The following is a 13,891-nucleotide window of genomic DNA, read 5'->3' as shown; positions in this document are numbered from 1 at the left end:
CCATGACAGATGCCCCGAAGGAACCGGAGATCCGCCCGGCCGTCGCCGCCGACGTGGCCGCCGTGAAAGCGGTGACCGACGCCGCGTACCACCACTACATCGAGCGCATCGGAGTGGTGCCGAAGCCCATGGAGGCGGACCACGCGGCGAACGTGGCTGCGGGGCGGGTGTTCGTCACGGGGGAGCCCGTGCGGGGCCTCGTGGTGATCGAGGCGCGCGAGGATCATCTCTTCCTCGACAGCATCGCCGTCCACCCCGACGCCCACGGCGAGGGCGTCGGGCGACGGCTGCTGGCGTTCGTGGACGCGCACGCGCGTGCGCTCGGGCTGTCCGAGGTCAGGCTCTACACGAACGCGATGATGTGGGAGAACCAGAAGATCTACCCGAAGTACGGGTACGAGGTCGTGGAGCGCCGCGTGGACGGCCGGTACGACCGGATCCACTACCGCAAGCGGCTCGACTGACGGTTTCCGTGCTGGGGCGTGTCTCAGTGCGGGGGCGCGGTCTCAGTGCCGGGGTGAGCGGCTCGGGCCGCTCACTCGTCCGGCCACCACGTGCGGTGGATGTCCTTGCGGACCTCCGGACGCTCGACGGGGCGCTCGTCGGCCTTGTCCCGCACTCGGCGGGACTGCGACTTACTCAGGGGCTTCTGCACGGTCACACGGCGCATGGCTGCCTCCTTGTGCCTACCGGGATCCGCGGTTGTACGGAGGTAGACCCTTTCCGCGAGAGTTGCTCATCAGTCCGGATCTGTCTGTGGCGGCTGTCACGATTCGACTGTCAGTGGTGGGTGTCACCCTGGGGCACATGACGGGTTACAACGAAATGAATCCAGGTCAGAGCGGTGTCAAACCTTGTCCGAGCGAGGTGGGGCCGGAGCTCGGCGGCGCGGGCGGGGGTGCGGAGGCGATGGCCGACGCGGACCGGGTGGACTGGGACGCCGAGGCCGACACCTTCGACGACGAGCCGGACCACGGGCTGCGCGACGGCGTCGTGCGGGAGGCGTGGGCGGAGCGGCTGCGGGCCTGGCTGCCCGAGACCCCGTCCGACGTGCTCGACCTCGGCTGCGGCACCGGAAGCCTGGCGCTCCTCGCGGCCGAGCGGGGCCACCACGTCACCGGGATCGACCGCGCGCCGCGCATGGTCGAGCTGGCCCGCGCCAAGCTCGCCGGACGTGACGCGGTGTTCCTCCTCGGTGACGCGACGGCACCGCCCGTCGGCGAGCAGCGGTTCGACGTCGTGCTCGTGCGGCACGTCCTGTGGGCGCTGCCCGACCCCGGGCGCGTCCTGCGGCACTGGCGTGGGCTGCTGCGCCCCGGAGGGCGGCTCGTCCTGGTCGAGGGGGTGTGGGGGACGCTGAGCCCCGCCGGCATACCCGCGGACCGGCTGGCCGCCCTGCTGGAACCCCTGACCTCGGACCTCCGGGTGGAGCGGCTGTCCGACGACGCGCGGCTGTGGGGGCGCGAGGTGGCGGACGAGCGGTACGCGGTGGTGGCCCACGTCTGACCACCGGGTACGCGACGGCCGCCGAGCATCCGCCGGGTACCGGCTCTAGCCGAGCAGCGCCTCGAAGTCGCCCTCGCGGGCCAGGAGTTCGAGTGTGTCGAGGGCGTTCCGCGCGGCGGTCGCGGCCCGCGGATCGGTCGTCGCGAGGCCGCTCGCCGCGAACTCGTCCTCGTCCAGGCGCAGTACGTCCGTGCCGTCCGCGGAGCGCCACAGGTCCAGATCGAGGTCCTCGACGACCAGTTCGCCGCCGGAGAGGGTGGCCGGGCGGGTGATGTCGCAGTACCAGCCCTTCCGTACGCCCTCGGCGTCCCGGACCTCCTTGACCGCGTACCAGCGGTCCCGCCAGTAGTACTCGGTGAAGACATCGCCCGGCTCGAACCGTACGAAGCCGAAGTCGCGGACGCCCTCGCCCGCCCACGGCGCCCGCACGGTGACGCGGATACCGTCGTCGGCGAGCAGTTCGGCGGGGTAACGGATCTTCGTACGACCGGACTTGACGAGGACGACCTCCACGGTGCGAGGTGCGTCAGGCGAGTTCGCGGACATACCGCACCTCCGTCCCGCAGATCTCGTAGCCGAACCACTTGTTGATCGCGATCATCGGTTCGTTGCCGGCGTCGTTGCCCGTGAACGCCTCCGTGTACCCGGCGGCGCGGGCACGGTGCAGCGAGTCGTTCTTGGCGAGCTTGGCGAGGCCGCGACCGCGGAACGCGGCGGCGGTGCCCGTCATCACGGTGCCGTAGCGGGTGCCGCCGTCCGTGCGGGCCGCGCTGAACGCCGCCGGGCGGCCGTCGACGAGCGCGACCGTGGTCAGCTCGGCACTGAACAGGGGGTGGCGCCAGGTCTCCTGGAGCCAGGCCTGGTAGTCCGTGAACTCGTGGGGGATGTCGCCGGGTTCGTCCGCCATCGTCTCCGCGTCCAGGGCGAACAGGGGGCGCGGGTCGTCGGCGAAGTCCGAGCCCTTGCGCAGTTCGACGCCCGGCGGCGGCCCCTGGAGCGGCGGCAGGGTGCCGCCCGCCAGGTCGAGGCGGAGGAAGTGGGCGGAGCGGCTCGCGTGGTAGCCGTGCTTCTCGGCGAACGCGCGGTTGCCCGGCTCGTCCAGGACCCAGGCGAAGAGCTTGGTCGCGCCCAGGGCCGCCAGATGCTCCTCGGCGGCGCGCACCAGGAGCGAACCAGCGCCCCGGCGCGCGTGGCCCGGGTCGACGTACACGTTGAGGTAGCCCTGATTCGGCTCCGCGCTGTCGTGCGCGATGCCGACCTGGGCCGTGCCGATCGGTTCGCCGTCCTGCTCCGCGAGCAGCGGGCGGTAGTGGGCGTCGGGGTGCGCGTGCGTGACGTCGTACGCGATGGAGTCGGGGGTGTACAGCACGAAGGGGAGGGCGCGGTTGCGGACGCGCGCGAAGCCCTCGACGTGCCGTCGGTCGTCCGGGCGGACATCGCTGATGATCACAGTCATGGAGTCGAACGCTACGCGCGAGGTGCGTGCGAGTGCCTCTCATTTTCCGTTCCGTACGGGACAATCGCTGCGTGACGTTGAAGATCCACATCGATGAGGGGGCCGCGCCCTACGAACAGGTGCGTGCCCAGATCTCCGAGCAGGCGCGGTCCGGCGCGCTGCCGGTCGGCTACAAGCTGCCCACCGTGCGGGGGCTGGCCGAGGAACTCGGCCTCGCCGCCAACACGGTCGCCAAGGCCTACCGGGCGCTGGAGTCGGACGGGGTGATCGAGACGCGCGGCCGCAACGGGACGTTCGTCGCCGCCGCGGGCTCGGCGGCGGAGCGCGAAGCGGCGTCGGCCGCACAGGCGTACGCCGAGCGCGTGCACCGCCTCGGCCTCTCCGAGTCCGCCGCGCTGGACGCCGTACGGGATGCCCTGCGGGCGGCCTACGGGAGCTAGCCCTTCTCTGTTTCCGGGTGCTTCAGAGGTTGTCCGGTGTCCGGGTCACCGTCAGGCTCGCCGCCGTCGCCGCCCAGGCGAAGGCCGCCGCGTCCCGGACCGCCGCCGCGTTCGGGTCGTTGTTGAAGTACGTGTACACGTCGTGGTCGTCGGACCAGGCGTCCGTGAGGCGCCGTACCCAGGTCGTCAGGGACTGCCGGCCGTAGCGCGGCCACGGCTGGGCGCGGCCCTCGTGGAAGCGGACGTAGCCCCAGTCGGCGGTCCGCCACAGGGGTGTCACGGGGCGGGCCAGCACATCGGCCCAGCAGAGGGCGGCGCCCCGTGACTCGAGCACCTTGCGCACCTGCGGTGTCCACCAGGAGTCGTGGCGCGGTTCGACCGCGACCCGGACGCCGGTGGGGAAGCGGCCCAGGCACTCGTCGAGAAGGGCGGGGTCGGCGTGCAGCGTGGGCGGGAGCTGGAGCAGGACCGGGCCCAGTCGGTCGCCGAGCCCGGCGGCGTGGCCCAGCAGTCGGTCGACCGGCTCCGCCGGGTCGCGCAGCCGTTTGATGTGCGTCAGATAGCGGCTCGCCTTGAGGGCGACGACGAAGTCGGGCGGGGTGCGCTCCCGCCAGCTCTCGAAGGTCTCCCGCGACGGCAGCCGGTAGAACGCGTTGTTGATCTCGACCGTGGCGAACCGTGCCGCGTACTCCTCCAGCCACAGCCGCATCGGCACCCCGTCCGGGTACAGGACGCCGCGCCAGTCCTTGTACTGCCACCCCGACGTGCCGACGAACAGGGTCATACGACCATCAAAACACCGCACGCGGTGCCGGGCAGCTACAGATACAGTCCCGCGTCCGCGCCCTCGCGCTGGTCCGGCACCGACGTCGGCGTCGTGCCCCGGCGCAGCGCGTACAGCTCGGCCAGGGTCGCGCCGTCGCGGCCGACCCCCTCCTCCGTGCCCAGCCAGCTCACCGCCTCCGAGCGGGTCAGCGCGCCGACCTCGATCCGGGCGAGACAGCGGCCGGGACGGACCACGGCGGGGTGGAGCCGCTCGAGGTCCTCGTTGGTCGTGACGCCCACGAGCACGTTGCGGCCCTGGCCGAGGAGGCCGTCGGTGAGGTTGAGCAGCCGCGAGAGCGCCTGGCCCGCGGTGTGCTTGGCCTCGCCGCGGATCAGCTCGTCGCAGTCCTCCAGCAGGAGCAGCCGCCAGCGGCCCTTGCCCGTGCCGTCCTCCTCGCCGATCGCGATGTCCATCAGATAGCCGACGTCGGAGAAGAGGCGCTCCGGGTCGAGGACGCAGTCCACCTGGCACCAGTCGCGCCAGGAACGGGCCAGGGTGCGCAGGGCCGAGGTCTTGCCCGTGCCGGGCGGCCCGTGCAGCAGCAACAGCCGGCCCGCGATGTCCTCGGGCGTCGTCTTCATCAGCCGGTCCATGGCGTCCGCCACCGGTCCGGTGTAGTTCGACCGCACCTCCTCCCACGTACCCGCGGAGATCTGTCGGGTGGTGCGGTGCGGGCCGCGGCGCGGGGAGACGTACCAGAACCCCATCGTCACGTTCTCCGGCTGGGGTTCGGGTTCGTCCGCCGCGCCGTCCGTCGCCTGGTCGAGGATCTTGGCGGCCAGTTCGGTGCTGGTCGCGGTGACCGTGACGTCGGCGCCGCGGTTCCAGCGGGACACCAGCAGGGTCCAGCCGTCGCCCTCGGCGAGCGTGGCGCTGCGGTCGTCGTCGCGGGCCGAGCGCAGCACGCGGGCGCCCGGTGGGAGGAGCGTCGCCCCGGACCGTACGCGGTCGATGTTCGCCGCGTGCGAGTGCGGCTGCTCGCCCGTCGCGAAGCGGCCGAGGAACAGCGCGTCGACGACGTCCGACGGCGAGTCGCTGTCGTCGACGTTGAGCCGGATCGGCAGTGCGTCGTGTGGGTTGGCAGACATGCCGCCATGATCCGTCACGCGGGCGCCCCGTGCACCCGGTTTCCGCGGTGCGTCCTGTGTGTCGGCTGTGTCTGCCCGTATCCCCTCCGTCCTGTTACACGGCTGTGGTCTTACAAGACCTGTCCCACGGCCGATCCCCGCCGTTACTGTTGCCCTTGATGGGACGTCATGGGTGGAATTCGGGGGCACGGCGGTGGCGGCTCACCGCGCTGCTCGGCGTGGGAGTGGCCGCGCTGGCCCTGGTGGTGACCTTGCTCAACACCCTGCCCGGAGGCGGCGCGAGCACCGCGGGCACCACCCGCGACGGGGACAAGGTGCACGGCACCCCCGTCACCCCGCCCGAAACGCCGCAACCCGAGGTGGGCTGGGGCTTCACCCACACCCAGTACAGCGCCGACCAGGGCAGTGACACGGCCACCCGGCGCGTCGAGGGGCTGCTGCAGAAGCAGTCGCTGCCGCAGATCCAGCACATCATGGGCTGGGGGGCGGGCAACCCCGAACCCTCCAAGGGGCGCTACGACTTCTCCGAGATGGACCGCCGTATCGACTTCATGCGGAAGTCCGGCGGGACCCCGGTCGTCACCCTGTGCTGCTCCCCGGACTGGATGAAGGGCGGCAAGGCCGGCGCGGACAACACGAACTGGAGCCAGGCCGCCCTGGAGACCGCCCCGGACCGCGCCCACTACGCGGACTTCGCCGCGCTCGCCGCGACCGTCGCCAAGCGCTATCCGGACGTCCGTCACTTCATCGTCTGGAACGAGTTCAAGGGTTTTTGGAACGACGGCAAGGCCCGCTGGGACTACGAGGGCTACACCGAGCTCTACAACCTCGTCTACAAGGCGCTGAAGAAGGTCAATAAGGACATCCAGGTCGGCGGGCCCTACCTCGTCATGGACAGCGTCGATCCGCGCCAGACGGAGAACGCGTCGACGACCCTGAAGGGCACCTGGGGCGCCATGGACCAGCGGGTCCTCGACGCCTTCGACTACTGGAACAAGAACAAGGTGGGCGCCGACTTCGTCGTCGTCGACGGCTCCAGCTACACCAAGGACGACGACCTGCTCCCGAACGAGTTCGCGGCCACCGACAAGTTCACCGCCGTCAGCCGGTGGGTGCGCGAACAGACCCACGGACTGCCGCTGTGGTGGGCCGAGTACTACGTCGAGCCCGCCGACGGCAACGACGAGCGCACGGGCTGGTCCGAGGCCCGCCGCGTCGCCGTCCAGGCCGCCGGCCTGATCGCGATGGCCCGCGGCGGCGCCACATCCGGCTTCTACTGGAACCCGGAGAAGGAGAAGGGCACCGACTGCGCGGGCTGCCTGTGGACGCCGACCGACCGTGCCGGCGGCGGCGCGGCCCTGCCCATGCTCGACCTCGTCTCCCGCTTCAGCCGGGCGTTCGCTCCCGGCTCCACGTACGCGACGGTGTCCGTGGCCCCCGACGACGTGTCCAACGTCCGCGTCCTCGCCACCGACAAGGCCGTCCTGGTCGTGAACACCCTGAACCGGTCCATCAACGCGCAGGTGGACGGCAAGCGGTTCGACATGTTGGCCTACGAAGTGAAGTGGCTCACCCGCTGAACCCGTGATCCCGGGTCCGGGTGAGCCACTCCGCCTGGCTGGACCTCGTGCTACTTCATGGTCAGGAACCGTTGTACGAGCGAGGCCAGCAGCACCGCCAGCAGCGGCAGCGAGAACCAGAAGCCGCTCTGCAGCCACCGCAACTGCCGCACACTCGGCCGCACCGCGACCCGTACGACCTCCCGCACCGCCAGCATGATGATGAGCGCCACCGCCGCCAGCGCGCCGACGACCGACCACGGTGTCCAGGTGACCAGGGGACCGATCGGCCCCGGGGCGGGCTCGGGCACCTTGCCCGCGGGCTGTTTGCGCAGCGCGTACATCGTCACGTCGTCGTTGACGAGGACCTTCGTCAGGTCCTGCCGGTCGTCGAGGTTGCGGACGAGCCGTGACTCCCAGGTCGCCGAGTAGCCCACGTCCATCTGGAGGTAGACCACCTGGCTGCGGTTGATCATCAGGTACGAGTTCGGGCCGGCGTCCTTGAGCGACTTGACCAGCCCGGACACCAGCACCGGGTCGCTCGGCGCCAGCGTCGGCACGTACTGCACCTTCTCCATGTCCCGGGTGCCCCACGGCATCGCGGGCGTCACGTTGTTGACCGTGTCGTTGCTCAGCCAGAGCAGCCGCACGGTCGGCTTGTCGTGCGCGTACACGTAGTTCATGGCCGTGACCTCGCCCGGCCGGATCCGCTCGAAGGACTCGTTGCCCCAGCGGGCCACCAGGAAGCCGCCCATGAGCAGCAGACCCGCCATGAGCGCGGCCAGCGGGGCGAGGCTCACCCGGTCCTTCTCCCGTTCCTTCGCGGTGACGCCGGTGCGCGGGAAGAGGGCGAGGCCGGCCAGCAGCGCCGCCCCCGGCAGGGCGAACATGAAGACCCGCAGGGCCATCTCGCCGCCGTACGACTGCATGCCGAAGCCGAGGAACGGGACGAAGGTCAGGACGATCAGCGACCGCTCGCGGTACTTGTGGTCGCGCCGTCGCCACCAGCCCCAGCAGGCGAAGGCCATCACACCGCCGGCGAGCAGCACGCGCGCGTAGAGGACGAGTTTGTGCGTCGAACTGCCGCCCTGGATACGGCCGGAGACGGAGGTCGACACATTGCTGCCGACGCCGCCGACCCCGCCGAACAGGTCGTTGAAGTGGCCCGACCAGTACGGCTCGGCCATGAAGCCGATCCAGACGGAGACCAGCACGGCGAACAGGATCGGCAGCCCCCGCAGTTCGCAGCGGCCCACGAGGACGAGGACCGCGAGCACCCCGAGCATCACGAACGGGGTGAGCTGGTGTGCCGGGACGCTCGCCGCGAACAGGCCGATCAGCACCATGAGGAGCACGGCCCGCTGGCGCCGGTCGGTCGGCTCGACCTCCGCCTCGCCCGGGCGCACCTTCGCCCACAGCACACGCGGCGCCCGGAACCACACCAGGAGGATCGCCACGAAGACGAGGTAGAGGAGATAGGTGAAGCCCTGGGGGGAGAAGTAGTCCTGGCCCACCCAGCCGCTCAGCACGAAGATCCAGATGCCGGTCCACTTGGCGCGCCAGCTCGCCCGCATCGAACGCACGAGCAGGAACATCGGGGCCAGGTAGAGCAGCTGCATGGTCAGCGGCCACAAGCGGATCACCTCGGTGAGGTCGCTGACACCGCAGGCCTTGGCGACGAAAGCGGCCCCCGCGAAGAAGCCCGGCCAGCTCCAGCGGGCGTCCAGGTCGGGTACCGCGGATCCGGTGCGGTCGATGTAGTCGATGAAGCCGAGGTGCTGCCAGGCGGTGGCGAACCGTGGCTCGGTCTCGATGACCGCGGGGAGCGCGTGCAGGGAGATCACGGTGGCGAGCAGGGTGATGAGCAGCAAACCCCTGTGCTCGCGGTTCATCCAGAGCAGCGAGGCGAAGACCGTGATCAGGAGGGCCGCGCCGATCAGGGTGGGCATCGGCAGGACGGAGATGAGGCCGAGGCCGCCCATCCTGTCGAGGGAGGCGTCGTCGAGGCCCAGTGCCGGGACCCAGTAGAGGAGTAGTGCGGAGATCAGCAGGAAGCCGAGGAGCACGCCGGGTTTGGAAGGGTGTCGTAGGCGGTCGCGGAGGGTTGGTGGGGGTGGCGTCGTGTCGTCTGCCGGCTGCGGGTCGGTGGTGGCTGGTCGCGCCCACGCGGCGGAGCTTGATGTCCCGCCCCGCGCCGCTGTCGGGGCGCCGTCCGAACCGTCCGTCTCGAAGGGAGCGTCGACTTCCTGGGCCTCCGCCGGGCCCAGGGAAGCCTCCGAGCCCGGTGCCCGCGCCTCCACCGGCAGACCCACTGCGGGCAGTTGCGGCTTGAGCGCCCAGGTCGGGCGGTGGTCCGGGCGTGCCTTGGGTGTGCCCGTGGGTGGGGTGCCGGGGCCCGGGCGGACGTCCGGGCGGCGTTCCTGGTGGTCGAAGTCGACGTGCACGCCGAGGGCGAGGGTGTCGGAGTCGAGGGCCCAGGCGGGCCCACGCTTCGCCTCGCGCGGCTTGGCCGCGGCCACGTCGCGCGCGCCCAGGTCGGCGAGGTCCCCGTCCGGCGCCGCGCCCGCCGGGAGTTCGGCGGGCGGCGCGGTCCGTACGATCTTGAACAGCTTCGGCGCGGCGATCGACACGATCACCGCGAGGCTGGAGATCTCCGCCACGCCCGCCCCGGTCAGGCCCATCCGGGGCAGCAGGATCACCGTCAGGCCGAGGACCAGGACGCACAGCAGGCCCTGCAGATAGGCGAGTCCGGAGGTGCGGCTCTGGGCGCGCAGCACCGCGAAGTACGTCTCCATGACGACCCGCAGCAGCGCGCCGACCGCGAACCAGCGCAGCAGCGGGGTCGCCGCGTGCGCGTAACCGTCGCCGAAGACGTGCAGGATGAACGGCGCACCGACGAACAGCAGTCCGCACACCGGCAGCATGATCCGGGCCATCCGCCTGATCGCGGCCCGGGTGTTCGCGGCGAGCCGCGCGGGATCGTGCGAGCCCTCGACGGTCAGCGAGGCGCCCATGTTGATGGCGAGCAGGTTGACCGTGCCGCCGATCGTCGTGGTGACGTAGAAGTACGCGTTGTCGGAGGAACTGACCTGCGAGGCGACGATCACCGGGACGAGATAGACCACGGCGAGCGAGAAGAGCGAGCCGGTGTAGTCGCCGGCGAGGAAGCGTCCGACCTCCTTGAGCGTGGGCGGGTTCGCGCGCTCCTCGGTCGCCTTGATGTGCCGGGGGACCAGCCGCCGGAAGACCAGCAGGCCGAGCGGTACCACCGACAGGGCGATCGCGGCGACCCAGGAGACGAAGACGCCCGTCGTCGGGATCGCGGCGGCGAGTCCGACCAGCAGTGCCAGCTTCACCGCGGAGAACACGGTGTTGCCCACCGGCACCCAGAGCGCGCTGCGCAGTCCGGTCAGCACGCCGTCCTGCAGGGTCAGCAGCGACCAGGCGACGACCGCCAGGATGAAGCCGAGGCCGTTGAGCGGGCCGTGCAGGAAGCGGTACGAGGGTCCCCATGCGTTCAGCGTCAGCAGGAAGACCACGGCGGCCAGCGCCACGACCACCGAACTTCCCGCGTACGTACGGAAGATGAGGCGTCCGGTGGCGCGGCCCGCGACGGGGATGAAGCGGGCCAGGGCGCCGGTCAGGGTCACCGCGGTCAGGCCCGCGAGGAGCTTCATCGCGGCGATCGCGGCGGAGCCCTGGCCGACCGCGGTGTCGGAGTAGTAGCGGGCGGCGACCAGCCAGTAGCCGAGCCCGAGCACCGCGGAGATCCCGGTGTTGAGCATCAGGGCGTAGGCGTTGCGGAAGAGTTGGTCGCCTCCGCCGCTGCCGTCCTTGCGGCCCCGGCCGGGCAGGCGGAGGCGGCGCCCGGGCCGCTGCTCGGGCGCCTCGGCGGTGGGCGATGAAGCCTGGGCTGTGGTCGTCGTGTCAGACACGGGAACGGATGGCCTTCCGCCGGACCTGTCGTGCTCTTCGGACCATGGCGTACCCCTTGGTGAGGGCGCGGTCCCGGACGAAATTGCGGGCGATCGCGCGGCCCTCGACGAGCCGCTCGAACTCCTCGATACCGGTGCCGCGGCGCACGGTCACGCGTTGCAGGGCGTACGGGCCCTGGCGGCGGCGCGCCAGGCCGTTGCCGACGGCGAGCGACTGGGCGAAGCCCGTCTCCCGCACCACCTGGCGCACCCGGCGGCTGGAGTAGCCGTAGGGGTACGCGAACGAGGCCGGGCGGCTGCCCAGCTCGTCGGCGATGATCTCCTTGCAGCGCAGCACCTCGAACCGCAGCGCGTCGTCGGAGAGCTGGTCCAGCTGCGGGTGGGTGTGGCTGTGCCCGCCGATCTCGACCTGCTCGGCGGCGAGTTCGCGCACCTGAGCCCAGCTCAGCATGGCGTCGAGGCCGCCTCCGGTGTCGTACGCGCCCTTGATCCACCCCGTCGAGACGAACAGCGTGGCGGCGAAGCCGTGCTTGGCCAGCACGGGCAGCCCGTGCCGGTGCACGCCCTCGTAACCGTCGTCGAAGGTGATCAGCACGGGTCGCTCAGGCAGCGGTCCGCCCGACCGCCAACGCGCCGCCAGCGCCGCCGTGTCGACCGGGGTGAACCCCTGGTCCCCGAGCAGTGCCATCTGCTCGGCGAACGCCTCGGGCCCCACGGACAGCTCACGCGTCGCGTCATTGGGCGCGGCGGCGATGGAGTGGTACATGAGGATCGGTACGGGAGTGTCCTTCACCGGCCCGCACCTCCCTCGTGCACCCGGCCCGCCGCCGCGACCGCGGCGGTGTCCGGCGCGCGGCGTCCGCGTGCGGTGGCGGCCGGTTCGAGGCGTGTCCGCCCGGTGGTGTCGGACGAAGGGCGTCCGCGCAGCCCCGTGCCCCGCGTGGGTTTGGTGCTCATGCCGCCGCCCCCTCGTGTCCCGGACCGCTCTCGATCCCGTTCTCGATCTCGGCCACGGTGAACGTGGCGCCGCCCCTGCGGGCCCGGACGCTGCCGAGTACGTACCCGCCGGCCGCCGTCAGGACACCGGCCACGATGGCTCCCGCGCGGCCCGCGCCGCCGGGGCGGGCGAGCAGGGCGTCGCGCAGCCCGCGGGCCACCCCGGCGGGCAGCACGCGGGTCGTGTAGCGGCGCTCCGACTCAAGACCCTTGTCGGCGCCGACGCTCCGGGCGACCAGGGCCTTGGAGAGGCCCTCGGCATAGGCGCGGGTGCGGAAGTACGCGAAGTGCTCGCGTGGTTCCGGTACCCGGTGGTGGATGACCGCGCGGTCGTCGATCAGCAGGATCGCGTCCGGGCGGGCGCGGGTGAGGCGGATGCACAGCTCCGTCTCCTCGCAGCCCAGCGGACGCTTGTCGCCGTCGCGGCCGATGCCGGTCGCGAAGCCGCCCGCCGCGTCGAACGCCGTACGACGGAAAGAAGCGTTTCCGCCCAGGACGTTGCGGACCTGGACCCGGCCCGGCGGCAGCCCCTTGTACGTGCAGCCCACCACCCAGTCGAACTCCTCGGGGAACCAGGCGGGCCGGCGACCCGACGCCCAGATCGGCATCGTACGGCCGCCGACGGCCATGACTCGCGGGTCGGCGTATCCCGAGGCGAAGTGGCGCAGCCAGTCGCGCTCGGCCACGGCGTCGTCGTCGAGGAACGCGATGATCTCGCCGTGCGCGACGGCGATCCCGGTGTTGCGGCCCGCGGACAGGCCGCGCGGGCCCGCGTTGGCGAGCACCCGTACCGCGTCGGTCTCCTTGTACTCCCTGCTCAGCCGGTCGAGCAGGGTGGCGTTGTGGTCCACGACGAGGAGCGTCTCCAGGGCGGGCAGCGACTGCGCCCGCACCGAGGAGACCGCCGCGAGGATGTCCTCCCAACGGTCCTCGGTGTAGACGCAGATCACCACAGAGATGTCGGGACTGCTCAAGACACCTCTCCCTGGCCCGAGTCGAGCTGGGCGGCGTGCGGCCGGCGGCGCAGAGCACGCCGGTTGGAACGCTCACCCATGATCACCTTGAGCACCCGGAACCCGTCCCGCACGGCCCGCAGATTGCTCGTGCCGTGGATGCGGAGGTACTCGTGGCTGGGTATCTCCTGCACCTTGAGCCCGGCCTTGACGACCCGGATGTTCATCAGCGTCTCGACCTCGAAGCCGGTGCAGTCGAGTTCGATCTGGTCCAGGCAGTGCCGCCAGAACGCGTTGTAGCCGTAGCAGAGATCGGTGTAGCGGGCGCCGAACTTGGCGTTGACGGCCGCGCACAGCACTCGGTTGCCCAGCTTGCGGATCGGTGTCATGTCGGAGGTGCCGCCGCCGTTGGCGAACCGCGACCCCTTGGCGAAGTCCGCCCCGGACACCAGCGCGGACACATACGACACGATCTCGTGGCCGTCGGCCGAGCCGTCCGCGTCGACCATCACGATGATGTCGCCGGTGCACGCCTCGAATCCGGTGATCAGGGCGTCGCCCTTGCCCTTTCCCTGCTGCTCGACGACCTTGACGTCGGGCCACAGTTCACGGGCCACCTCGACGGTGTTGTCGGTGGAATTGCCGTCGACAAGAACCACTTCGTGTATCCAGGCGGGAAGGGTCTTGAAGACGTACGGCAGATTCTCCGCCTCATTCATGGCGGGAATCACGACACTCACCGGTGGCGCGATGGCCAGGTGAGAGGAGATCGGCCGGTACTTGCCGGCCATTAACGGATCTTCGCCCGATACGGCTGGGCGCAGGACTGAGCTCATGAGTCTGGTCCCTCTCGTCCGGTGGACCGCCCGCCCCTGGGCGGTCCGGCTTTTAGTCCGGTTCGAAAGGGGGGTTCTCACTTACGGCATGACGAAATGGATCTCCGTGCATGCCGGGTGAGCTGGCAAAGCTGGCCGATTCCGAAGGCGGAAGTCCGAAGACGGAAGCCCGAGGACGGAATTCCGGATGCGGAAACCGGTCGCGCGGCACGACTCGGCACAAGTGTGGTCACCGAGCACGGCACCCCCCTACCGCGCCCCGCGCCGGACCCTCTTCGCGATCTTGAGCCCTCCCC

At 71.0% G+C, this 13,891-nt stretch carries 14 protein-coding genes; 4 read left to right on the top strand and 10 right to left on the bottom strand.

The window, feature by feature from the left end:
• Positions 1-2: 2 nt before the first annotated feature.
• Positions 3-464 (top strand): GNAT family N-acetyltransferase, encoded by a 462-nt coding sequence (locus FNV62_RS14090; protein WP_097284052.1) that lies wholly within the window; start codon positions 3-5, stop codon positions 462-464.
• Positions 465-535: 71 nt separating this feature from the next.
• On the opposite strand, the gene FNV62_RS57065 is transcribed toward FNV62_RS14090, so the two are convergent.
• Positions 536-670: a hypothetical protein gene (locus tag FNV62_RS57065; protein ID WP_097284051.1), complete on the bottom strand. Its 135-nt coding sequence runs from the start codon at positions 668-670 to the stop codon at positions 536-538.
• A gap of 239 nt (positions 671-909) precedes the next feature.
• Between FNV62_RS57065 and FNV62_RS14085 the strand changes: the two genes are divergently transcribed.
• On the top strand, positions 910-1,506 hold the full coding sequence (locus FNV62_RS14085) for a class I SAM-dependent methyltransferase (protein ID WP_144315254.1): 597 nt from the start codon (positions 910-912) through the stop codon (positions 1,504-1,506).
• Between the two features lie 45 nt (positions 1,507-1,551).
• Here FNV62_RS14085 and FNV62_RS14080 read toward each other — a convergent pair whose 3' ends face one another.
• Complete coding sequence (locus FNV62_RS14080) at positions 1,552-2,052, bottom strand: DUF402 domain-containing protein (RefSeq protein ID WP_143612931.1); 501 nt, start codon at positions 2,050-2,052, stop codon at positions 1,552-1,554.
• Positions 2,033-2,962 (bottom strand): GNAT family N-acetyltransferase, encoded by a 930-nt coding sequence (locus tag FNV62_RS14075; protein ID WP_097284048.1) that lies wholly within the window; start codon positions 2,960-2,962, stop codon positions 2,033-2,035. Before FNV62_RS14075 ends, FNV62_RS14080 begins: the two co-directional genes overlap by 20 nt.
• 71 nt (positions 2,963-3,033) lie before the next feature.
• Between FNV62_RS14075 and FNV62_RS14070 the strand changes: the two genes are divergently transcribed.
• A complete protein-coding gene (locus FNV62_RS14070; RefSeq protein WP_054231064.1) occupies positions 3,034-3,402 on the top strand; it encodes a GntR family transcriptional regulator in 369 nt (122 codons plus the stop codon).
• A gap of 22 nt (positions 3,403-3,424) precedes the next feature.
• On the opposite strand, the gene FNV62_RS14065 is transcribed toward FNV62_RS14070, so the two are convergent.
• Positions 3,425-4,186, bottom strand: coding sequence for a DUF72 domain-containing protein (locus FNV62_RS14065; RefSeq protein WP_143612930.1), 762 nt, complete (start codon positions 4,184-4,186; stop codon positions 3,425-3,427).
• 35 nt (positions 4,187-4,221) lie between these two features.
• The gene (locus FNV62_RS14060; RefSeq protein ID WP_143612929.1) at positions 4,222-5,316 is read right to left on the bottom strand and encodes a DUF5925 domain-containing protein; all 1,095 of its coding nucleotides are present in this window, start codon (positions 5,314-5,316) and stop codon (positions 4,222-4,224) included.
• 158 nt (positions 5,317-5,474) lie between these two features.
• Between FNV62_RS14060 and FNV62_RS14055 the strand changes: the two genes are divergently transcribed.
• Positions 5,475-6,896 carry a GH39 family glycosyl hydrolase gene (locus FNV62_RS14055; protein WP_143601205.1) on the top strand — a complete coding sequence of 474 codons (1,422 nt, stop codon included), beginning with the start codon at positions 5,475-5,477 and terminating at the stop codon, positions 6,894-6,896.
• A gap of 50 nt (positions 6,897-6,946) precedes the next feature.
• Here FNV62_RS14055 and FNV62_RS14050 read toward each other — a convergent pair whose 3' ends face one another.
• From FNV62_RS14050 to FNV62_RS14030, 5 genes are read right to left on the bottom strand one after another with little or no spacing between them, the layout of a single operon-like run.
• The gene (locus FNV62_RS14050; RefSeq protein ID WP_143612928.1) at positions 6,947-10,810 is read right to left on the bottom strand and encodes a lipopolysaccharide biosynthesis protein; all 3,864 of its coding nucleotides are present in this window, start codon (positions 10,808-10,810) and stop codon (positions 6,947-6,949) included.
• Entirely contained in the window at positions 10,803-11,603 is an 801-nt protein-coding gene (locus FNV62_RS14045) for a polysaccharide deacetylase family protein (protein ID WP_060900612.1), read from the bottom strand. Before FNV62_RS14045 ends, FNV62_RS14050 begins: the two co-directional genes overlap by 8 nt.
• Positions 11,600-11,767, bottom strand: a complete 168-nt coding sequence (locus FNV62_RS14040) for a hypothetical protein (RefSeq protein WP_164331673.1) — start codon at positions 11,765-11,767, stop codon at positions 11,600-11,602. Before FNV62_RS14040 ends, FNV62_RS14045 begins: the two co-directional genes overlap by 4 nt.
• Positions 11,764-12,780, bottom strand: coding sequence for a glycosyltransferase (locus FNV62_RS14035; protein ID WP_054231070.1), 1,017 nt, complete (start codon positions 12,778-12,780; stop codon positions 11,764-11,766). The genes FNV62_RS14040 and FNV62_RS14035 overlap by 4 nt, the downstream gene beginning before the upstream one ends.
• Positions 12,777-13,595 (bottom strand): glycosyltransferase family 2 protein, encoded by an 819-nt coding sequence (locus FNV62_RS14030; protein WP_054231071.1) that lies wholly within the window; start codon positions 13,593-13,595, stop codon positions 12,777-12,779. The genes FNV62_RS14035 and FNV62_RS14030 overlap by 4 nt, the downstream gene beginning before the upstream one ends.
• Positions 13,596-13,891: the final 296 nt, after the last annotated feature.

This window comes from Streptomyces sp. RLB3-17, assembly GCF_007113425.2.
Classification (GTDB): domain Bacteria; phylum Actinomycetota; class Actinomycetes; order Streptomycetales; family Streptomycetaceae; genus Streptomyces; species Streptomyces mirabilis_D.
The sequence above is the reverse complement of the archived record's forward strand: the minus strand, read 5'-3'. Positions and strand labels throughout refer to the sequence as shown.